Below are 20041 nucleotides of genomic sequence, written 5' to 3'. Positions count from 1 at the left end.
CACACCATGGCCAAAATGTTGGGGGACAGGTCCGCGGGGGAGCGGCAGGGCATCGCCGCACGTGCCAAAGGCGGGCTGCTGGTCCTGGGTGGCTTTGTGGCGGTTTTGTTTGTCATCGAGGTGATCAACTTCCTGCTGACGCGCTCACTGAACAGGACTTTCGGACTGCGGCCGCGGAGCGCTGACGGCCTGCTGGACATCCTGACCTTCCCGCTGCTGCACGCAAACCTCAACCACCTGCTCTCCAACGCCCTGCCGCTGATCATTTTCGGCTTCCTGGTGTTCCTGTCCGGGATCCGGGTGTTCCTCACCGCCCTTGGCTTCAGCTGGCTGGGATCGGGGCTGACGGTCTGGCTGATCGGTGACCCCGGGGTCACCGTAGGTGCCTCCGGGCTGGTTTTTGGTTTGTTCGCGTTCCTCCTGGTGCGGGGGTTCTTCAATTCCAGCTGGAAGCAGATCCTGCTGGCAGTGGTTCTTTTTATGCTGTACGGCAGCATCCTCTTCGGGCTCCTGCCCACCGTTGCCGGGTTCGTCTCCTGGCAGGCGCACCTGGGCGGTGCCGCGGGCGGTGTGGCCGCAGCCCTGCTGCTGCGGCCACGGAACCGGACGGCAACCCTGGCGCCCGGGAACCGGTCCGGCATCTGAGATGTTCAACCCCGGTTACCGGGCTTAAAAAACCAAAGCGCCGCCGGTCCCTTCGGGGCCCGGCGGCGCTTTGCTGTGCTGAGGGTCAGGCGGAGTACGGCTTGGCGGAAAGGATCTCCACCGTGATGTCCTTGCCGTTGGGCGCCACGTAGCTCAGTGAGTCGCCTTCCTTGTGGCCCAGGATGGCGGCACCCAGCGGGGACTTCTCGCTGAAGACGTCCAGGTCGGAGTCGCCGGCAATTTCGCGGGAACCGAGCAGGAACGTCTCCTCGTCGCCGGCAATCCGGGCCACCACCAGCATGCCGGGCTCCACGATGCCGTCATCAGCGGGTGCCTCGCCCACGTGGGCGTCCCGGAGCAGGGCGGTCAACTGGCGGATACGCGCCTCGATCTTTCCCTGTTCCTCTTTGGCGGCGTGGTACCCGCCGTTCTCCTTGAGGTCACCTTCCTGCCGGGCGGCCTCGATCTTCTGGACGATATCCGCCCGGCCGGGGCCGGAAAGGTGGTCCAGCTCTGCCTTCAGGCGGTCAAAAGCTTCCTGGGTAAGCCAGGCTGCAGCTGCGCTGTTGGTGGTAGACACGGACTTCTCCTCTATATGGTCCTACATGCAAAAGACCCCGCCATGGTGGCCACTTGTGGAGCGGCAACCAGCTCAGCGGGGTAAAGGTATTGGACCAGTGTAGTCAGTCCGGCAGGTTTATCCCAAAGCCGGAGCGATGCAGGTCACAGCAACGGAAGCTACGCCTTGGGCACCCAGCAACTGTCCACCACACCGGAGACTGACAATGATTCGGTCCGGACGGAGACCCGCTGCGCGAGTGTCCTGCCGCCGTCGGACGAGTCCTCCGTGGCCTCCGCGGGAATATCCACAACCTTCCAGCCCACCACCGCGTACTTCGAGTCCAGCGCCTTGACGGCGCATTTGACCTCGGTGCCGGGCTCGCGGGTGACCTGGAAATCAACTTCTGCGAGCGTGCCGTCGGGAGTGCTGTAGCCGATGTCCTTGAACGTCACCCCACCCAAGGCGTTGGACGTGGAAACCCAGGCCATAAAGCCAATGCCCACAGCCAGCGCGGCACCGGCAATGATGCGTTTGGCGCGAGGGGTAAGCCCCTGTTTTTTTGCACCATAGCGATTGGCTAGGCTGGTGTCTGCGGGCGCGGAGGGGGCCGGCTGGTCCGGGGAAGTCACCTGACCAGTTTAGTGCCTTTCCGCCGGTGGCTTTTCCGGCCGGCAGCGCACCACTGCAGCCCGCTTTGTTCCATCCAGCCTAAGTACAGAAGAAAGAGGAGCGGTCCTTCAATGACAGCGCCCAGCAACTCCCCGGCACCGCTGCGGCTGCTCGCAGTCCACGCCCACCCGGACGACGAATCCAGCAAGGGTGCTGCCACGATGGCCATGTACGCAGCATCCGGCGTGGACGTTATGGTGGCCACCTGCACGGACGGCTCCCGCGGCGACATCCAGAACCCCGCCATGGCCGACGCACCGCACCCCAAGCGCGACATGGCCGGCGCGCGCCGCCTCGAGATGGCGAACGCCGCAGCAGTCCTGGGCATCCGCCAGCAATGGCTTGGCTTCGTGGACTCCGGGCTGCCGGAAGGGGACCCGCTGCCACCGCTTCCTGCCGGATCCTTCGCCACGCTGCCGCTGCACCATGCCGCCGCCCCCCTGGTCCGACTGGTGCGTTCCTTCAAACCGCACGTCATCCTCAGTTACGACGAAAACGGCGGCTACCCCCACCCGGACCACATCATGGCCCACAAGGTGGCCGTTGAAGCCTTCGAGGCTGCCGGGGACCCCAACCGCTACCCAGAGGCCGGACCGGCTTGGGAGCCCAGCAAGCTGTACTACGACCGAGCGTTCAGCCCCGACCGGTTCCGGGCCCTGCACTTCGCCCTGGAGGAGGCAGGCCTGCAGTCCCCGTATGCCGAGCGGCTTGCAGCCTGGCTGGAAACCGACGCCGAGGGCCACACCCCGCCGGTCACGGTGCACGCCACCACCACCCAGGTGGACTGCGGCGATTTCTTCGAAGCCCGGGATGACGCGTTGCGCGCCCACCGGACCCAGATCGACCCGCTGGGTTTCTTCTTCGCCGTCTCCACGGAGATGCAGCGAAAAGCATGGCCGTGGGAGGACTACTGCCTGATCAAGTCCCGGGTTCCCTCCGAGCTCCCCGAAAAGGATCTCTTCGCCGGGCTAAGATAGAACCAGCAGGCAATTTCTATGCCGCGTAGAAGAACCGGCCGGGAGGCCGGCCGGCGCCTGCTGCCGCCGTTCCACAGAAGGTTTTAACAGTGCATCATCTGCTCCTTAGCCTGGCCACCACCCCGTCGCCGATGCCCACGCCGGGGCTCCGGGACGGGCTCTCCGAGGACCAGGTGACCCCTGGCCTGTGGGGATTCATCATGACGGCATTTTTTGTGGTGGCCACCACGCTGCTGATTATCGACATGGTGCGGCGTATCCGCAGGGTCCGCTACCGGGCACAGGTGGAGGAGGACCGGCTTGCTGCGGCCGCCGCGGCCGACGTTGACGCCGCAGACGAGCACGACGGCCTGGCAGCTCCCGGCCCCGTTGGCCCCGAAGGTACCGGATCCAACGCCTTGGACCACCGGCCCCGCGACTGAGCCCCGCCCAGGGGGGCCGGCCCAGGCCCGCGTGTACCTGCTCAGCCCAGCACTGCCATGGCGATTGCGATGAAGTGCGCCGCAAAGGCAAAGACCGTCAGGGCATGGAAAAGTTCGTGGAACCCGAAATGGTGGTAGCTGAAGTTGGGCTTCTTCAGGGCGTAAAACACGGCGCCGGTGATGTACAGCGCGCCGCCCACGCAAATCAGGACCGCCGAGGCGATGTTGGCCTGGAAGAACTGCGGCAGGTAAAACAGCGCCCCGCAGCCCAGCGCAATGTAGATGGGGACGTAGAGCCAGCGCGGCGCGTCCGTCCATAACAGCCGGAAAAGCACGCCCAGGATGGCGCCGGACCAGATCACCCACAGCAGCAGGACCGCCTGCGGCCGTTCCAGCAGGCTCCAGGCCAGCGGGGTATAGCTGCCGGCGATGACCAGCATGATGTTGGTGTGGTCCAGCCGCTTCAACACCCGTTTTGCCCCCGGCGACCAGTTGCCGCGGTGGTAGATGGCGCTGATCCCGAACAGCAGCACGCCGGTGAAAGCGTAGATGGCCGAGGTGATTTTCCGGTCAGGCGTCTGGGCGAGGACCACCAGCACTATGCCGGCGGCCAGGGCCATCGGAGCCGCCACGGTGTGGATCCAGCCCCGCCACTTCGGTTTGATCATCAGCAGCTCCGCCAGCCGCACCGCCGCGTCATCCAGGGCGGTGCCCTTGGGGGCGCCTGCTGTGGTGGATCCGTCCTCCGGTTGCGGGGTCCGGGGTGCCTCCGGCATCTCGCTGTTCATGGTCCCAGAATAACTTACGATCCGGTAAGTTACCCATGAGTAGGACCTGGCGGCGGCACGGCGGAGCGGCGTGGGACGGCGGAAGCAAAGCCGGACGGTAGCCTAGGATGTGCAAGGAACGTCCAGCAAGGAAGTCAGGTGAGTGGAGGCGTGGAGTTGCCCGGGTTCCTCTACGGCTTCTATGAGCGCAGGCTCCTGCGTGGCCTCGCACGGGACCGCATTCCCCGGCACATCGGCGTGATGGTGGACGGCAACCGGCGCTGGGCCAAGCAGTTCAACGCCCCCACCAGCCAGGGCCACCAGGCCGGCGCGGACAAGATCCACGAGTTCCTGGGCTGGTGCCAGGAACTCGGCGTCAAGGTGGTCACCCTGTACATGCTGTCCACGGACAACATGAACAGGTCCAGCGAGGAGCTTGACCTGCTGATGGGCATCATCGCCAATACCCTTGACCGCCTGGATGAGGATGCCAACATCTCCGTGCACGCCATGGGAGCCCCGGAACTCCTGCCGGACTACCTGGCCGAGCGGCTCAACAACCTGACCGCCCGGACCACACTGCGCGAGAAGATCCACGTCAACGTGGCCGTGGGGTACGGCGGCCGGCGGGAAATCGTGGACGCCGTCAGGGAACTCCTGCACGACGCCGTGGCCAAGGGCGAGGACATCGGCAGGCTCGCCGACGCGCTGAGCGTGGATGACATCTCCCGGTTCCTCTACACCAGGGGCCAGCCCGACCCGGACCTGGTGATCCGCACCTCGGGCGAACAGCGGCTCTCCGGCTTCCTGATGTGGCAAAGCGCCTACAGCGAGTTCTACTTCTGCGAGGCCCTCTGGCCGGCGTTCCGCAAGGTGGACTTCCTGCGCGCCCTGCGCGACTACGCCGGCAGGCAGCGCCGCTTCGGTTCCTGAGGGTCCGTTAACTCCAAGTTCACGCAGCGGCAACAGGAATCGCCGCGTAATGGTTGCGGAAATTACCCGCGGCGGAATTACGTTATATCCATCAGCAGGCAAACCGCCGGCTGATCGGGGAGGCCAGTACATGGAGCGGAACATCGCACCGGATGTATGGGAGGCCGGATCCGGCCTCGTGGCCGAACCGCCTCACCATTAAGAAATCCGGGCTGGCGCCCGGGGCTGGAGTCGATGTGGCTACTTCTGAAACACTGCCCGAGGTCGTTTCCGACCAGGAAGTGAAAGCTACCTCTCGCGCCACGCGAGCCACCACACAAACCGGTGCAGCACCAGATGCTGACACCGGTTTTGCCGTCTCCGGAAGGGAACCAGCCATCAACACCTTTGTGATCGACACCTCGGTCCTGCTCTCGGACCCATTGGCACTGCTGCGCTTCGCCGAACACGAGGTGGTGATCCCGGTGGTGGTCATCACCGAGCTTGAGGCCAAACGCCACGACCCGGAACTGGGATACTTCGCCCGGAAAGCACTCCGGCTGATGGACGACCTCAGGGTCCAGCACGGCGGCCTGAACCGGCCCATCCCCATCGGAGACGACGGCGGCACCCTGACTGTGGAGCTCAACCATATTTCCACGGAGGTGCTCCCGTTGGGGTTCCGGAGCGGCGACAACGACAGCCGCATCCTCGCCGTCGCCAAAAACCTGGCCAACGAAGGCAAAAACGTCACGGTGGTGTCCAAGGACCTGCCCATGCGCGTCAAGGCCTCGGCCATGGGCCTCACTGCCGACGAGTACCGGAACGAACTGGTCAAGGACTCCGGCTGGACAGGCGTGGCCGAGGTGGAGGCCAACGAACAGGAAATCTCCACCCTGTACGGCCACGAACCCGTTTTTATCCCGGCTGCCGCGGAACTGCCGGTCAACACCGGCCTGGTGCTGCTGTCCAACAGGGGCTCCGCGCTGGGTCGGGTGGGCGCCGACAAACAGGTCCGCCTGGTCAAGGGCGACCGCGATGTCTTCGGCCTGCATGGCAGGTCCGCTGAGCAGCGGCTGGCCATCGACATGCTGATGGATCCCGCCGTGGGAATCGTCTCGATCGGCGGCCGCGCCGGCACTGGCAAGTCCGCACTGGCGCTCTGTGCCGGCCTGGAAGCGGTCCTGGAACGCCGCGAACACCGCAAGGTCATCGTGTTCCGCCCGCTGTACGCCGTGGGCGGCCAGGAGTTGGGCTACCTGCCGGGCTCCGAGTCCGAAAAAATGAACCCGTGGGCCCAGGCAGTCTTCGATACCCTGGGCGCGCTGGTCAGCCAGGAAGTGGTGGAGGAAGTCATGGACCGGGGCATGCTTGAGGTGATGCCCCTGACCCACATCCGTGGCCGGTCCCTGCACGATGCCTTCGTGATTGTGGACGAAGCGCAGTCCCTGGAGAAAAACGTCCTGCTGACGGTCATGAGCCGCATGGGCCAGAACTCCAAGATTGTGCTCACCCACGACGTCGCCCAGCGCGACAACCTCCGCGTCGGCCGGCACGACGGCATCGCCGCGGTCGTCGAAACCCTGAAAGGACACCCGCTTTTCGGCCACATCACGCTCACCCGCAGCGAACGCTCACCCATCGCAGCACTGGTGACGGAGTTGCTCGAAGGGTAAGCGGAGGTGCCCGGGTGCCCCTTCCTCTGCGTGCTGGCTCGTTCCTCGCCTTTGACGCACGCTGCCGGAAGGCGCGCCCGGACACCAAATCCTCCTTGGCTCAGGAGATCGCCAGGAACTCAGCCGCGGCGTTGTGGCCTGCCACCTGCAACTCCCAGTCGGGGCGTTTGAACGATTCGGGGGTGAGCCGGACTTGTTGGACCGTTTCCACCTCGGTGCCCCACTGGGTCCTGTGCACCCCGTTGGGTTCGTAGCCCAGGGAACGGGAGACGCCCAGCGAGGATTCGTTCCACGCGGCGGCCTCGGACTCGGCGACTTCGGCACCCAACCAGTCAAACGCCCACAGCACAACGGCGGCCCGCATCTCCTTGCCCAGGCCGATGCCGTGCGCGGAGCGCTGCAGCCAGGAGCCGGTGCTGACGGTCTTGAGGGCCGCGAATTTCTTGGCGCCAACGTCCTGGCAGCCAACGAGCGCCCCCTCGTGCCAGATGCCCAGCAGGATGGTCCAGGACTCCGGTCCGCACTCCGCCCGGTTCCGCCAGTGCCACTGCGCCATCCGGGGTCCGAGCTCGGCGCGGGGCGCCTCGGCCCAGGCCGTGCTGAACGGGTTCCTGCCGGGTTCGTGGATGCCGCCCGCCGCAGCATCGACCAGCGCCGGCAGGTCCTGGTCCGTCACGGTCCGCAGTTCCAGGCGCGGTGTCTTCAGGACCAGGCCGTCGAGGGGCCACAGGTGGGTTATCGCAGTCATCGGGCCAGCCTAGCCCAGCGGCACCTAGGGTTCGGGCCACACCTGGGCCGGGAGGTTCCAGCTGATGTATCGGCGGACATCCGCCGGAGCTGCAGGGCTGGCCAGGAACAGATCATCAGGCATGTATCCGTCCACCGCGAGGATCCGCAGCCAGTGGCCGTACTGGTCCTTCTCCGGTTCCAGGGAGCGGCTGGCCACACAGACACCGGTCCGCAGGTCCAGCCGGACCAATGACCTGCCAGGCAGGCACAGCGGGGCTGCGGGATCGCCGGCGTGGTACGCCGCCGTAGGCGACACCTCGGCCTCGAGCGCGGGCCGGCCCTCGTGGTCCAGCCGCCGGACGCCGTGGACCAGCACTGCATTGCTGCCAGGGAATTCCAGGGGCACCGGGGCATTGCCCGCCAGTTCCACCGGGTCCAGGGCCGCCGAAAGACGGCCGTTGCCGAACCCGGGATCCCCGTACGCGGCCTCGGGCCTGCGGCGGACCAGGCCGGAGCCGTCATAGACCGGGGTAACAAGGTGCGGCGGCAGCAGCCAGGACTTCCGTGTCGAGGTGACGTAAAACCCGTCGCGGGAGTCGTTGATTCCGGGTGTGCTGTGGAGGACCAGTCCGTCGGGGCTTTCCAACCGGAGCGCGCCGGGCCGGCGCAGCGACGCCCGCACCAGCGGCGCCGCCGGGGCAGGGGCATCGGTGAAGGGCTCATCCCAGTACTCGAACTGCAGGGCCTGCCATTTCCACGGCGAGGACCGGCAGAGGTTCCGGAACATTGCTGCCGTGTCCGCCGGGCCGGCGCCGTGCTCCGGATCCGGGCGGTGCCGGGCGTCCCATGTGGCCATATCCACATATTACGCGGGCGCGGTTCTGAGCCTGGCCCGATTCCAGTAGCATCCGAGGGGTGATGGGACGACTCGGCGGCCTTTGGGCCGGCAACCCTGTGGCCTTCTGGCTGGTGCTGGCCGCGTGCGCCTATTTTGTGGTCATGGCCGTGCGCCTCACAGTCATCGATGTCCGGCATCACCTGCTGCCCAACCGGATCATTTTCCCTTCCTACGCCATTGTCGGCCTGCTTCTGGTGGCTGCCGCGGCGCTGGGTGATGCCGGCTCCGGTACCCTCCACCTCGGAGGGCTTGCCGCCACGGAGACTTTCCGGGTGCTGGCGGGAGCGGGGCTGCTGTGGCTGTTCTACTATGTGCTGCGGCGGTTGTACCCGCCGGGCATGGGGTTCGGCGATGTGAAGCTGGCGGGAGTGTTGGGCCTGTACCTGGGCTTCCTGGGCTGGGGCCACCTGTTCGCGGGCACGTTCCTGGCGTTCCTGCTGGGCGGATCCTGGTCCGTAATCCTGTTGGTGGCACGCCGCGGCACGTTGAAGACAGCTATCCCGTTCGGCCCGTTTATGCTGGCCGGTGCTTTCCTGGCCCTGCTCCTGCCGGCCTGAGGGCGGTGCGCCGGAGGCATAGGCTTGGCTTATGCCTGCACCTGACTTCATCCTGAACCTGCGTAAGAAGGTCGGCAACGACTTGCTGTGGCTTCCCGGCGTCCGGGGTGTGGTGGTGGACGGGGAAGGCCGGATCCTGTTGGCCCGGCGGGCCGATAACGGGCAGTGGGCCCTGGTCAGCGGCATCCTGGAGCCGGGGGAGCAGCCCGCCCGCGGCCTGGTGCGGGAGATGTTTGAGGAAACAGCCGTGGTGGCAGAGGTGGAGCACGTGGTCTCTGTTGGCGCCGTGGGTCCGTTCACCTACCCGAACGGCGATGTTTGTGAATTCCTGGACATTGTTTTTAGGTGCCGGTACGTGTCCGGGACCGCCCGGATCAACGACGACGAATCCCTTGCCGTGGGCTGGTTCGCCCCGACGGACCTGCCGGAATTGATGGCCGGCCACCTCACCAGCATCCGTCGTGCCCTCGCGCCGGCGGGGACAGCGCATTTCGAGGCCTGAGCCGACGGCTTAAAACCAGGCAGGGACGCCGCAACCCCCAAGATTGCGGCGTCCCTGCTTGTCGTGATCCGACGGACCGTGGTGGCAGCCCGCGTCAGCGTCGCTGGGAAACCAGCCCGCCGTCGTCGTCCGCGGCATCCCGGCCGTTGTTCGCAGGGTCGTCCTGCCTGGCGGGCGCTTCGCCGGCGGCTGCTGCCCGCTGCTCGGCCTCGAGCCGGGTGGCTTCCTCGCCGCCCACTGCCTCGCCGCGGGCCACCATGCCGGCCGTATCCGACAACGGGATCTGCTTGAGCGTGATGGCCAGGAGCAGGGCCACGGCAATGAAGGGCAGCAGGTACCAGAACACCGGCGCCAGCGAGTCGGCGTAAGCGTTCACGATGGCGTCCCGCAGCTGCTCCGGGAGCTGGCTGAGCGCTGCCGGGTCCAGGGTGCTGGTGGACTGCGCGGCCTGGTCAGCCGATGCGCCGGCCCCCGTGAAGGCGGTGGTCAGCGATTCGGAGAGCCGGTTGGTGAAGATGGCACCAAACACTGCGACGCCCATGGCGGCACCCACTTCGCGGAAGTAGTTGTTGGTGCTGGTGGCGGTGCCGATCTGCTCTGCCGGCACGGAGTTCTGGACCACCAGGACCACCACCTGCATGATCAGGCCCAGGCCTGCACCGAACACAAACAGCTGCACGCAGATAACCCAGATGGGTGTTGTGGCGGCCAGGGTGGTCATCCACAGCATGGCAGCCATGGTGAAAGCAGCGCCCAGGATGGGGAACATCTTGTACTTGCCGGTTTTGGAGATCCGGATGCCGGAGTAGATGGAGGTGCCCATCAGGCCCACCATCATGGGCAGCATCAGCAGGCCGGATTCGGCGGCGGACGTGCCGGAGGACATCTGCAGGAAAGTGGGCACAAAGGCGATGGCGGAGAACATGCCCAGGCCCAGCGTGAAGCCGATGGCCGTGGCGTTGACGAAGATCCGGTTGCGGAACAGGCTCAGCGGAATGATGGGGTCCTCGGCGCGGCGCTCCACCATAACAAAGGCTGCGGCCGACAGGACAAGGCCGGCACCGAAGGCCCAGGTCAGCGGAGAATCCCAGCCTTCGTCCTTTTTGCCGCCGAAGTCCGTGAAGAAGATCAGGCAGGTGGTGGCGGTGGAGAGGAGGAGGACCCCGAGGATGTCAATGCGCTTTTCTGCCTTTTTGTTCGGCAGCGTCAGGGTGAACCAGGCGATGGCGAAGGCGGCGATGCCGATGGGAATGTTGATGTAGAAGGCCCATTCCCAGGTGAGGTGGTCCACGAAGAACCCGCCCAGGAGGGGGCCGGCCACGGCGGAGAGTCCGAAGATGGCGCCCAGCGGGCCCATGTACTTGCCGCGGTCCTTGGCGGGGACGATGTCGGCGATGATGGCTTGGGACAGGATCATCAGGCCGCCGCCGCCCAGGCCCTGGATGGCACGGAAGATGACAAAGCCCCAGAAATCGGTCGCAAGGGCGCAGCCGACCGAGGCGAGCGTGAACAGCGCGATGGCCACGAGGAACAGGTTCCGCCGGCCCAGGATGTCACCGAACTTGCCGTAGATGGGCATCACGATGGTGGTGGCCAGCAGGTAGGCGGTGGTGATCCAGGCCTGGTGTTCGACGCCGCCGAGCTTGCCCACGATGGTGGGCATGGCCGTGGAGACGATTGTCTGGTCCAGGCTGGAGAGCAGCATGCCGGCGATGAGCGCCGAGAAGATGATCCAGATGCGTTTTTGCGTCAACAGCAGGGGCCCTGCCGGTGGCTTGGTGGTGGTGCTCATGAGTGTCCTTCTGCTGCTGCGGTGGTGGGGTCGAAAGGCTGGGAGAAAAGGCTGCTGGCGGCGCTGATGTTTTCCATCAGCAGCTCGCGGTAGGGGCGGGTGTTGCCGTCCGAGAAGTAGGCCATGCTGCTTTTGCGGGCGATGGTGCCCAACAGGACCACGGCCATCTGCACCACGGGATGGTCCTCGCCCACGCCTTCGCGGCGGGCCAGGTCCCTGGCGAACTGCTTCTCGCGTCGGTCAGTGACCCCGATGATGCGCAGGATCAGCTGCGGTTCCTTATGGACCACGGCGATCAGCTGCCGGGTTTCCTCCTCGGAGGCGGTCATCTTTTCGGAAAGCCGGAGGGAGAACCGGATGAGGTCCTGGAAGAGGGTGGGGGAAATTTCGCCGGCAGGGGAGGCTGCGCCGCCCGCAATGAACTCGGCAAGGATGTCCTCGGGGACGTCGTCGTCCACGTGGCCGATGATGGCGTCTTCCTTGGCCGGGAAGTAGTTGAAGAAGGTGCGGCGCGAGATTCCGGCGGCTTCGCAGACCTCTTCCACGGTGTAGCCGTTCAGCCCGCGTTCGGCCGTCAGGGTCCGGGCGGCGTTGGTGATGGCCTGCCGCGTTGCGGCCCGTTTCCGCTCACGAAGGCCGTTTTCTAAAGTTGCACTCTGAGTCACAGAGTAAAGTTTTGCACTAAGTCTGAATTAGTGCAACTTAATGTGGGAGATGCGTACGACGACGGCCGCCGCCTTCGCTGGGAAGGTGGCGGCCGCCGTCGTACTGCAGGAAAGCCGGGGGAACTAGGCCTTGTGCGGCGGGCGCGTCATGGACATAACGTCCAGGGCGGTGTCCAGTTGTTCCTCGGTGACCTCGCCGCGCTCCAGGAAGCCCATGGCGATGACGGTTTCACGGATGGTGAGGCCTTCGGCCACGGCCTTCTTGGCGATCTTCGCCGCGTTCTCGTACCCGATGTACTTGTTCAGCGGGGTGACGATGGACGGTGAGGCCTCGGCCAGGAAGCGGGCGCGCTCCACGTTCGCGGTGATGCCGTCGATCATCTTGTCCGCCATCACGCGGCTGGTGTTGGCCAGCAGGCGCACGGACTCAAGCAGGTTGGCGGCCATCACGGGGATGCCGACGTTCAGCTCGAAGGCGCCGTTGGTGCCGGACCAGGCGATGGCGGTGTCGTTGCCGATGACCTGCGCGCACACCATGATGGAGGCCTCGCAGATGACGGGGTTGACCTTGCCCGGCATGATCGAGGAACCCGGCTGCAGGTCGGGGATCGCGATTTCGCCCAGGCCCGTGTTGGGGCCGGAGCCCATCCAGCGCAGGTCGTTGTTGATCTTCATAAAGGAGATCGCGATGTTGCGCAGCTGGCTGGACGCTTCGATCAGGCCGTCGCGGTTGGCCTGGGCCTCGAAGTGGTCGCGGGCTTCGGTCAGCGGCAGGCCGGTGTCCGTGGCGAGCAGTTCGATGACACGTTCGGGGAAGCCGGCCGGGGTGTTGATGCCCGTGCCCACGGCCGTGCCGCCCAACGGAACCTCAGCGACGCGGGGGAGTGCTGCGTTGATGCGTTCGATGCCGTAGCGGACCTGCGCTGCGTAGCCACCGAACTCCTGGCCCAGCGTCACCGGGGTGGCGTCCATGAGGTGGGTGCGGCCGGATTTCACGACGTCCTTGAACTCCACGGCCTTGCGTTCCAGCGACTCTGCCAGGTAGCCAAGCGCAGGAATGAGGTCGTTGATCAGGGCCGAGGTGGCTGCCACGTGGACCGAGGTGGGAAAGACGTCGTTGGAGGACTGCGAGGCGTTGACGTGGTCGTTGGGGTGGACCACCTTGTCGCTGCCGGCTGCCTTCAGGGCGCGTGATGCGAGTTCGGCCAGCACCTCATTGGTGTTCATGTTCGAGGAGGTGCCGGAGCCGGTCTGGAAAACGTCGATGGGGAAGTCGCCGTCGTACTTGCCCGCCGCCACCTCATCGGCAGCGTCGGCGATCGCCTTGGCCAGCTCGCCGTCGAGCACCCCAAGTTCCGCGTTGGCCTGCGCCGCAGCCTTCTTGACCCGGGCCAGCGCCTCGATGTGGGCGCGTTCCAGGGTTTTTCCGGAGATGGGGAAGTTCTCAACTGCACGCTGCGTCTGTGCACGGTACAGGGCGTTCACGGGGACGCGGACTTCGCCCATCGTGTCGTGTTCAATGCGGAATTCTTCAGTGGAAGTCATGGGGCTAGCTTAGGACGAGCGGGCGCACCATCGAAAACCGTGAAGGGGCTGCGACGCGGCGGCCCGCCCGGTGCCGCTAGAGGTCCCCGATGCCCGAAACAACGTCCGCCCGGCCTTCCGCCAGGCTGTAGGACAGGCCAACGACGGCGGCGCGGCCGCTTTCGATTGCGTCGGAAATCACACGGGAGCTGTCCGCCAGCCGCTGGGCGGTCTGCTTGACGTGCTCCACCACCATGTCGTTGACCTCTGTCTGGTCGTTCCGCAGCGAGGTCAGCACCGAGGGCGTGATCCGCTCCACCAGGTCCCGGATGAAACCGGCAGGCATCTGTCCGGTCTCGACGGCGGCCTTGGTGGCGCTGACGGCGCCGCAGTTGTCGTGGCCGAGGACCACGATCAGGGGCACCCCCAGCACGCCGATGCTGTATTCGAGGGAGCCCAGGACGGCGTCGTCGATGACCTGGCCGGCGGTGCGGACCACAAAAACGTCGCCAAGGCCGACGTCGAAGATGATTTCGGCGGCGAGCCGGGAATCCGAGCAGCCGAAGATCACCGCAAACGGGTGCTGGTTCTCCACCAGGGAGGAGCGGCGGGACGCATCCTGGTTGGGGTGGGACGTTTCGGCGTTGACGAAGCGTTCGTTTCCTTCGCGCAGGCGGCGCCAGGCGAGTGCGGGGGTCAGGTAGGTAGCCACGCGACTACGTTACGGCGCTGCGGTGGCGGACGGTGAAACTGTTACGGCCGGGTTGGCCTCAATGGACTTCACCACGGCGCCCGCCAGCGTGCCGAATTCTTCCAGTTGGGCGGCGCCGGTCAGGATGACGGTGGTGCCGCCATATTCCAGCACCATTGACTTCTCGCCCTTGCCGGTGTCCCGGAGTTCCCATTCCTGGCCGCCTGCGCTGCGGGAGCCGGTAACGGGGGCGTTGCGGGTTTCCTGGAGCAGCCAGGTGGGGTTGGCCTTGATGGTCTGGACCATGCCGATGAAGGAGCCCTTGGGCGTCAGGTAGCCCACCTCCCAGGTGGGGACCCCGCTGGACGTGCCTGCCTCCCAGCGGGCGTAATTGGCCCTGAACGCACCGCCGGTGTCCGGCGCGGCAGGTGTGAATCCCGCCACATCCGCGGCCCGGCCGGCTATTGCGGCCACGTCGATGTCCGGGCGGTAGCCATCACTCCTGGGCAGCGGGTTCATCAGGATTACCGGCAGGAACGCCGCAATGCTGACCACCAGGGCGATGATCATGCCGATCACCGAAGCGTTGGCCCGCTTGGCCGCCGCGGCCGGAATGACGGGCAAAACCTGGCTGCCGCCGTCCTGCCCGGCGGCAGACTCCCGGCCGCGGGTTTCGCTGGGTTCGGGGCTGGGGCTGGGCTTTTCCTGCATTTCATTCACCCCTCCATAGTCGCCTATAGAGGCACCCTCTGCTATTCGGGACCCCCTCGGTCCGGCTCCGGCCAATCCCGGCACATTGCGGGGGCGCGTCATCCGATGCCCCGTGCCCGATGCCGCGACTATGATCGGAAGCAGAGGAATCACCGCACCGCCGCACCGGCGTTGCGGGTTTAATGATCGCCACTCGAAGAAGAGGTTCACGTGTCACCAGCGTCCATGACCCAGAAATACTCCACGATCTCACCGTCCCTGGCAGTAGGCAACGACGAGCCTGACCGCAACCTGGCCCTTGAACTGGTCCGCGTCACCGAGGCCGCGGCCATCGCCGGCGGACACTGGGTAGGTTTCGGCGACAAGAATACGGCGGACGGCGCTGCCGTTGACGCCATGCGTTCCTTCCTGCAGACCGTCCACTTCAACGGCGTTGTGGTCATCGGCGAAGGCGAAAAAGACGAAGCCCCCATGCTGTTCAACGGCGAACGCGTCGGCGACGGCACCGGCCCTGAGTGCGACGTTGCCGTCGACCCCATCGACGGCACCCGCCTGACCGCCCTGGGCATCAACAACGCCCTGGCCGTGCTCGCCGTGGCTGAGCGCGGCTCCATGTTCGACCCCTCAGCCGTTTTCTACATGGAGAAGCTGGTCACCGGCCCCGAGGCTGCCGACATGGTGGACCTCCGCCTGCCCGTCAAGCAGAACCTGCACCTCATCGCGAAGGCCAAGGGCGTTAAGGTCAACCAGCTCAACGTGATGATCCTGGACCGTGACCGCCACCGCCCGCTGGTCGAAGAGATCCGCGAAGCCGGTGCCCGCACCAAGTTCATCATGGACGGCGACGTTGCCGGCGCCATTGCGGCGGCCCGGTCCGGCACCGGCGTGGACGCCCTGATGGGCATCGGCGGCACCCCCGAGGGCATCGTCGCGGCCTGCGCCATCAAGTCCCTGGGCGGCGTCATCCAGGGCCGCCTGTGGCCCACCAGCGACGACGAGAAGCAGAAGGCGATCGACGCCGGCCATGACCTTGACCGCGTCCTCTCCACCAACGACCTCGTCTCAAGCGACAACTGCTACTTCGCAGCCACCGGCATCACGGACGGAGACCTGCTCAAGGGTGTCCGCTACTCCAAGGACAAGGTCCTGACCCAGTCAATCGTGATGCGGTCCAAGTCCGGCACCATCCGCTTTGTGGACGGCGAGCACCAGGCCAGCAAGTGGGAAGGCTACGCCCGCAAGAGCTGAGCCTGCCGGCCGTAGCCGGCCCGTCCCGAAGCCCCGGAGTGCCCAGCGCGCCCCGGGGCTTCGGCGTTAACGCGTTGGTATAGGGTTTAAGCCATGATTGTCGCTGTTGTGCCCTGTACTGACCGCACCCTGTGGGATGAGCATGTTGACCGGTTCCAGGGGCATCCGCAGCAGCTGTGGGGTTGGGGGCAGACCAAGGCCGCGCACGGTTGGTCCGTTGACCGGGTGCTCCTGGTGGCCGGCGGCACCACAGTTGGCTGCGCGCAGCTGCTGATCCGCAGACTGCCCTTTCCCTTCAAGGCCCTGGTCTACATTCCCCGCGGGCCCATGTGCTCAGCGGCCGATGCCCCCGCAGTGCTGGACAGCCTGGCGGCGCATGCCGCAACCCGTCACGGGGGAGTGGCGCTCAGCATCGAACCTGACTGGGACGCCGACTCGGACTTCGCCGGCGCGGTGGCTGCCGCCGGGTTCCGCAAAACCGAAAACACGGTCCTGATCCCGCGGACCCTCATCCTGGACCTTGGCCGGACCGACGATGAGCTGATGGCGGACATGTCCAAGTCCACCCGCGCCAACATCCGCAAGTCAATGCGCAGCGAGGTGGAGTTCCGGAAGGTCGCCAGCGCGGACGAGCTGGAACAGGTCCTGGCGATCTACCACGAAACGGCCGAACGGGCCGGGTTCGGCATCCATGAGGACCTGTACTACCGGGACATCTTTGCCAACCTGGGCGAGGGTTCCCCGATCATCGCCGCGTTTGACGGCAGCCGGGTCCTGGCCTTTGTCTGGCTCGCCCGCAGCGGTGCCACGGCCTTCGAACTCTACGGCGGGGTGTCCGCCGAAGGGCAGAAGCAGCGGGTCAACTACGGCGTGAAGTGGGCAGCCCTGCAGGCAATGCGAGCGGACGGCTGCTCGCGGTATGACTTCAACGGCCTGCTCAACGACGGCATCTCCGATTTCAAGAAGCAGTTCGCCAAGCACGAGAACCTGCTCCTGGGCACCTGGGACAAGCCCTTGTCGCCGTTGTACCCTGCCTACGCCAAAGCCATGCCGCTGGCCAGGCGCGGCCTGCAGGGCGCCCGGCGCGCGGTGAAGGCCGCTGCTGGCCGGGTCCGGCCGGCAGCGGCCCGCCTGCTGAAGCGCTAGTCCCCGGCCGGAAGGCCGGTGGTCACCGCGAAGGCGAGGACTTCTTCGGTGCTGCCCGCGGCGCGGTGGACATTCACCGGCGCCTCGGCGGCCGGCAGGAACGCGCTGCCGCCGCGCGACAGGTGCAGGTCGCCCTTCGGGGAGTCCAGGTAGATGTCGCCGGCCACCACAACCACCACTGCCGCTCCCGACTGGGCTATAGGCACCGGACCCGCGTCCGGACCCAAAGCGATGCGCTGCAGGGAGAACTCCGCGAACGGAGGGCTGAAGATTTCCTGGTCCAGGCCGTTCCTGGTGGCCGCCAGCATGGGCACCGCGACGGGCTGGAAATCGATGGTCCGCAGCAGTTCGGGGACATCCACGAACTTGGGCGTCAGCCCCCCACGGAGGACGTTGTCCGATGATGCCATGACCTCCACACCCAGGCCGTGCAGGTAGGCGTGGACGTTGCCTGCCGGAAGGTAGACGGCTTCGCCGGGCTGCAGCGAAATCCGGTTCAGCAGCAGGGAGATCAGGACGCCGGGGTCGCCCGGGTATTTTTCGTTCAGGCTGACCACTGTGGCCAGTTCAGGGCGGTAGGGCTCCAGCGGCGCGCCCGAGATGAGGGCAGCTGCCACCACTGCCGTGGCCTCCGCTACCTCTCCGCCACCGGAAATCAGTCTTTCAAAGGCCGTCCGGAGGGCCTGTCCCTCGTCCGGTCCGGCCAGGTCCGCGAGCAGGGTGCCCAGCAAGGCGGGAGCAGTGCGCCCGGCCTGGTCAAAAAGGCCTGCCACATGCTGCAGGAGCTGCCGGGTCTGTTTCGGAGGCCGGAATCCGCACAGGGCCTCGAACGGCGTCAGCGCCAGGATCATTTCCGGCTTGTGGTTATCGTCGCGGTAGTTGCGGTTGGCTGCGTTGGCCGGCACGCCGGCGTCGTTCTCCCGGGCAAAACCTGCCCGCGCCTGCTCGAGGCTCGGATGCACCTGAAGGGACAGCGGCTGGGCGGCGGCCAGGATCTTGGCAAGGAACGGCAGCCGGGGACCGAAGCGAGCCACGGAACCTGCACCGAGGTGGTGCGCAGGGTCGGCGTCGATCAGCTCGTTGAGCGGCGTCGGTGTTCCATTCCTGCCAGACCGGGCCACCGACGGGGAGTCCGCGTGCGCGCCGATCCAGAGTTCGGCCTCGGGGCCGCCCGATTCGGGCCGCCCCAGCAGGGCGGCGATGGCGGTGGTCGAACCCCAGGCATAATCCCGGAGGACGTTCTCAATTTCGTACAAAGCCCGTTCCGATCACTTGGTTCTGGTTTGGCTGCGCTGCCTAAAGCGGCGCGCAGTTGCCGTTACTGGCCACGAGGTCCCGGATGGCCTGCTCGTTGCCCTGGCGCTTGAGTTCGTTCAGCATGGCCTCGGTAATCGGCTCGCCGTCCGGCGTGGTGGTCACCGGGACGAAGTCCGACGGCGACGGTGACTGCTGGCGGGGAAGGGCGCCGGCCGCGTAAAGGGCGGCAGGAACTCCGGCGGCCTGCACCTGGCCGGTACCGGCGGCGGGAACTGCCATGGCGTCGTCGGCCGTCCCGGCAGCCTGCGGCCCGGCCGACGCCAGCAGCTGGTCCACGCGGGAGTGGAGTTCACCGAAGTCCGGCACCGTGGAGAAGGAGGCGTCGAAGTCCGGCGGACCGATAGTCATCCGCTTGATGTCAAGTCCCTTTGCTTTTACGGCGAGGTCCACGAAGCTGCCCAGCTGGTTGGACGAGATGTTGGAGTCCGCCACCTGGGTTCCGGCATTGGCGATTTCCTCGAACTTGGCCAGCAGCGTGCCCGGGTCGAGCTGTTTGAGCATGGCCTGCTGGATGCACTGCTGGCGCTGGATTCTGGCGTAGTCGTCCACAAATTCGCGGGACCGGCCGTACCAGAGCGCCAGGTCGCCGTTCAGGCGGTGTTCGCCGGCCGGAATCCAGCCCATGGGCATGCCGTGGATGCCGTTCGCCTCATCGATGACCTCACCGCTCAGCGGCACCCAGCCACCGGCCTTGATTTTGATTCCACCCATGGCGTCGATGAGTTTGGCGAAACCTTCCATGTCCACCAGGACATAGGCCTGGACCGTGAGGCCCAGGGTGCCGGAGACGGCTTCCATGGTGGCCTGCGCCCCTGGATCAGCGACGCCGGGGTACAGGTCCGCGTATTTGTTGGTGACCTCGGTGTTGATCGCGTTGATCAGGCACTCGTCGCCGCAGTTGTAACCGTCCGGGTAGATGTCCCGCATCGGCGACCCTTCGCTGAACTGTGCGTTCTGGAAGTTCCTGGGCACCGAGATGATGGCCGTCTGGCCCGTTTTGGCATCCACGCTCAGGACGGAAAGGCTGTCCGGGCGGCGGCCGGTGCGGTCATCGCCCGCGTCACCGCCCATCATCAGGAAGTTGTACCTGCCGTCCACCGGTTCGATGGCGGGGCCGGCAGAGAAGATACTCCCGATCGCGTTGCGGCTCACGTTGAGCAGGTAGGCGCTGTAGGCGAGGGTACCGCTGCCCAGGACCAGCGACAGGACGAGGGCAATGGCGACGCCGGGACGCGCCTTGGGCGCCAGCAGGACCGGGCGGATCAGGCGCAGGGTGTTGACAAACAGGACCGCCCAGCCGGCAGCCAAGGCGACGAGCAGGATGACCACCAGCAGTGAACCGAACTGGTTGGCCAGGATGTTGATCAGCAGGCTCCTGTTGAACACGGCAAGGAGCAGGGCAATGGCCACGAGCCCCCAGGCGCACAGGGTGACCCGCAGGGCCGTGCGGCCCAGTTTGCGGTCGCCGGCCACCAATTGCGCACTGCCCGGAACCAGGAGGGTCAGCAGCACCAGGACAAAGGCCCGCTTGGTGCGGACCGCGGGGGCGGCGCCGGCCGGGAACCGGACGGGATCGGTCAGGCCACTGCCGGTGGCTTCGTGCTGTGCTTTGCTGCTGGCCATGGGCGCGT

The 20041-nt window shown here is 66.2% G+C and carries 21 protein-coding genes; 9 read left to right on the top strand and 12 right to left on the bottom strand.

Going from position 1 to position 20041, the window contains the following annotated elements:
- Positions 1-6 precede the first annotated feature (6 nt).
- Positions 7-645 (top strand): rhomboid family intramembrane serine protease, encoded by a 639-nt coding sequence (locus tag QRN07_RS10935; RefSeq protein WP_056597938.1) that lies wholly within the window; start codon positions 7-9, stop codon positions 643-645.
- Between the two features lie 85 nt (positions 646-730).
- Here QRN07_RS10935 and greA read toward each other — a convergent pair whose 3' ends face one another.
- A complete protein-coding gene (gene greA / locus QRN07_RS10930; RefSeq protein ID WP_050684583.1) occupies positions 731-1225 on the bottom strand; it encodes a transcription elongation factor GreA in 495 nt (164 codons plus the stop codon).
- 158 nt (positions 1226-1383) lie between these two features.
- Positions 1384-1836, bottom strand: coding sequence for a DUF4307 domain-containing protein (locus tag QRN07_RS10925; protein WP_050684582.1), 453 nt, complete (start codon positions 1834-1836; stop codon positions 1384-1386).
- A gap of 111 nt (positions 1837-1947) precedes the next feature.
- Here QRN07_RS10925 and mca point away from each other — a divergent pair, with 111 nt between their 5' ends.
- Both mca and QRN07_RS10915 read left to right on the top strand, forming a co-directional pair.
- The gene (gene mca, locus QRN07_RS10920) at positions 1948-2853 is read left to right on the top strand and encodes a mycothiol conjugate amidase Mca (RefSeq protein WP_050684581.1); all 906 of its coding nucleotides are present in this window, start codon (positions 1948-1950) and stop codon (positions 2851-2853) included.
- A gap of 89 nt (positions 2854-2942) precedes the next feature.
- Complete coding sequence (locus QRN07_RS10915) at positions 2943-3275, top strand: hypothetical protein (protein WP_050684580.1); 333 nt, start codon at positions 2943-2945, stop codon at positions 3273-3275.
- Positions 3276-3316: 41 nt separating this feature from the next.
- On the opposite strand, the gene trhA is transcribed toward QRN07_RS10915, so the two are convergent.
- The gene (gene trhA / locus QRN07_RS10910; RefSeq protein WP_285241046.1) at positions 3317-3958 is read right to left on the bottom strand and encodes a PAQR family membrane homeostasis protein TrhA; all 642 of its coding nucleotides are present in this window, start codon (positions 3956-3958) and stop codon (positions 3317-3319) included.
- Positions 3959-4213: 255 nt separating this feature from the next.
- Here trhA and QRN07_RS10905 point away from each other — a divergent pair, with 255 nt between their 5' ends.
- Both QRN07_RS10905 and phoH2 read left to right on the top strand, forming a co-directional pair.
- Complete coding sequence (locus QRN07_RS10905) at positions 4214-4975, top strand: isoprenyl transferase (RefSeq protein ID WP_050684579.1); 762 nt, start codon at positions 4214-4216, stop codon at positions 4973-4975.
- A gap of 236 nt (positions 4976-5211) precedes the next feature.
- A complete protein-coding gene (gene phoH2 / locus QRN07_RS10900; protein WP_050684578.1) occupies positions 5212-6630 on the top strand; it encodes an RNA 5'-3' helicase PhoH2 in 1419 nt (472 codons plus the stop codon).
- Positions 6631-6730: 100 nt separating this feature from the next.
- Here the strand turns inward: phoH2 and QRN07_RS10895 are convergent, their stop codons facing one another.
- Together QRN07_RS10895 and QRN07_RS10890 are read right to left on the bottom strand one after the other, a co-directional pair.
- Positions 6731-7378, bottom strand: a complete 648-nt coding sequence (locus QRN07_RS10895; protein ID WP_050684577.1) for a GNAT family N-acetyltransferase — start codon at positions 7376-7378, stop codon at positions 6731-6733.
- A gap of 24 nt (positions 7379-7402) precedes the next feature.
- Positions 7403-8215, bottom strand: coding sequence for a hypothetical protein (locus QRN07_RS10890; RefSeq protein WP_285241022.1), 813 nt, complete (start codon positions 8213-8215; stop codon positions 7403-7405).
- Positions 8216-8274: 59 nt separating this feature from the next.
- Here QRN07_RS10890 and QRN07_RS10885 point away from each other — a divergent pair, with 59 nt between their 5' ends.
- Positions 8275-8814, top strand: coding sequence for a prepilin peptidase (locus QRN07_RS10885; protein WP_285241021.1), 540 nt, complete (start codon positions 8275-8277; stop codon positions 8812-8814).
- 31 nt (positions 8815-8845) lie between these two features.
- Positions 8846-9316, top strand: coding sequence for an NUDIX hydrolase (locus QRN07_RS10880; protein ID WP_285241020.1), 471 nt, complete (start codon positions 8846-8848; stop codon positions 9314-9316).
- A 94-nt stretch (positions 9317-9410) separates the two neighbouring features.
- Here QRN07_RS10880 and QRN07_RS10875 read toward each other — a convergent pair whose 3' ends face one another.
- The 5 genes from QRN07_RS10875 to QRN07_RS10855 all read right to left on the bottom strand — a co-directional run bounded on the left by QRN07_RS10875 (position 9411) and on the right by QRN07_RS10855 (position 14699).
- The gene (locus QRN07_RS10875) at positions 9411-11108 is read right to left on the bottom strand and encodes an MDR family MFS transporter (RefSeq protein ID WP_050684574.1); all 1698 of its coding nucleotides are present in this window, start codon (positions 11106-11108) and stop codon (positions 9411-9413) included.
- On the bottom strand, positions 11105-11773 hold the full coding sequence (locus QRN07_RS10870) for a TetR/AcrR family transcriptional regulator (RefSeq protein WP_056597946.1): 669 nt from the start codon (positions 11771-11773) through the stop codon (positions 11105-11107). Before QRN07_RS10870 ends, QRN07_RS10875 begins: the two co-directional genes overlap by 4 nt.
- Before the next feature lie 123 nt (positions 11774-11896).
- Positions 11897-13318 (bottom strand): class II fumarate hydratase, encoded by a 1422-nt coding sequence (locus QRN07_RS10865; protein ID WP_050687907.1) that lies wholly within the window; start codon positions 13316-13318, stop codon positions 11897-11899.
- Between the two features lie 76 nt (positions 13319-13394).
- A complete protein-coding gene (locus QRN07_RS10860) occupies positions 13395-14009 on the bottom strand; it encodes a carbonic anhydrase (protein ID WP_050687906.1) in 615 nt (204 codons plus the stop codon).
- A gap of 9 nt (positions 14010-14018) precedes the next feature.
- The gene (locus QRN07_RS10855; RefSeq protein WP_285241045.1) at positions 14019-14699 is read right to left on the bottom strand and encodes a DUF4245 domain-containing protein; all 681 of its coding nucleotides are present in this window, start codon (positions 14697-14699) and stop codon (positions 14019-14021) included.
- Positions 14700-14924: 225 nt separating this feature from the next.
- Here QRN07_RS10855 and glpX point away from each other — a divergent pair, with 225 nt between their 5' ends.
- The gene (gene glpX / locus QRN07_RS10850) at positions 14925-15947 is read left to right on the top strand and encodes a class II fructose-bisphosphatase (protein WP_197273624.1); all 1023 of its coding nucleotides are present in this window, start codon (positions 14925-14927) and stop codon (positions 15945-15947) included.
- 93 nt (positions 15948-16040) lie between these two features.
- The gene (locus QRN07_RS10845) at positions 16041-17093 is read left to right on the top strand and encodes a lipid II:glycine glycyltransferase FemX (RefSeq protein ID WP_285241019.1); all 1053 of its coding nucleotides are present in this window, start codon (positions 16041-16043) and stop codon (positions 17091-17093) included.
- On the opposite strand, the gene manA is transcribed toward QRN07_RS10845, so the two are convergent.
- Both manA and QRN07_RS10835 read right to left on the bottom strand, forming a co-directional pair.
- A complete protein-coding gene (manA, locus tag QRN07_RS10840) occupies positions 17090-18349 on the bottom strand; it encodes a mannose-6-phosphate isomerase, class I (protein WP_285241018.1) in 1260 nt (419 codons plus the stop codon). The two genes, QRN07_RS10845 and manA, sit on opposite strands and share 4 nt — an antisense overlap.
- A gap of 40 nt (positions 18350-18389) precedes the next feature.
- Positions 18390-20033, bottom strand: a complete 1644-nt coding sequence (locus QRN07_RS10835; protein WP_056597952.1) for an LCP family protein — start codon at positions 20031-20033, stop codon at positions 18390-18392.
- Between the last annotated feature and the right edge of the window lie 8 nt (positions 20034-20041).

Origin of the sequence: Pseudarthrobacter sp. MEB009 (assembly GCF_030208875.1) — a bacterium.
GTDB lineage: Bacteria > Actinomycetota > Actinomycetes > Actinomycetales > Micrococcaceae > Arthrobacter.
Note: the sequence above shows the minus strand (reverse complement) of the source record. Positions and strands in the feature narration are given on the sequence as shown.

Coding starts and splice junctions, on each gene's coding strand:
- QRN07_RS10890 (WP_285241022.1), bottom strand. CDS start 8,215: ATGGCCACATGGGACGCCCGGCACCGCCCGGATCCGGAGCACGGCGCC.
- QRN07_RS10895 (WP_050684577.1), bottom strand. CDS start 7,378: ATGACTGCGATAACCCACCTGTGGCCCCTCGACGGCCTGGTCCTGAAG.
- QRN07_RS10875 (WP_050684574.1), bottom strand. CDS start 11,108: ATGAGCACCACCACCAAGCCACCGGCAGGGCCCCTGCTGTTGACGCAA.
- mca (WP_050684581.1), top strand. CDS start 1,948: ATGACAGCGCCCAGCAACTCCCCGGCACCGCTGCGGCTGCTCGCAGTC.
- QRN07_RS10835 (WP_056597952.1), bottom strand. CDS start 20,033: ATGGCCAGCAGCAAAGCACAGCACGAAGCCACCGGCAGTGGCCTGACC.
- QRN07_RS10845 (WP_285241019.1), top strand. CDS start 16,041: ATGATTGTCGCTGTTGTGCCCTGTACTGACCGCACCCTGTGGGATGAG.
- glpX (WP_197273624.1), top strand. CDS start 14,925: ATGACCCAGAAATACTCCACGATCTCACCGTCCCTGGCAGTAGGCAAC.
- QRN07_RS10935 (WP_056597938.1), top strand. CDS start 7: ATGGCCAAAATGTTGGGGGACAGGTCCGCGGGGGAGCGGCAGGGCATC.
- QRN07_RS10855 (WP_285241045.1), bottom strand. CDS start 14,699: ATGCAGGAAAAGCCCAGCCCCAGCCCCGAACCCAGCGAAACCCGCGGC.
- QRN07_RS10865 (WP_050687907.1), bottom strand. CDS start 13,318: ATGACTTCCACTGAAGAATTCCGCATTGAACACGACACGATGGGCGAA.
- QRN07_RS10880 (WP_285241020.1), top strand. CDS start 8,846: ATGCCTGCACCTGACTTCATCCTGAACCTGCGTAAGAAGGTCGGCAAC.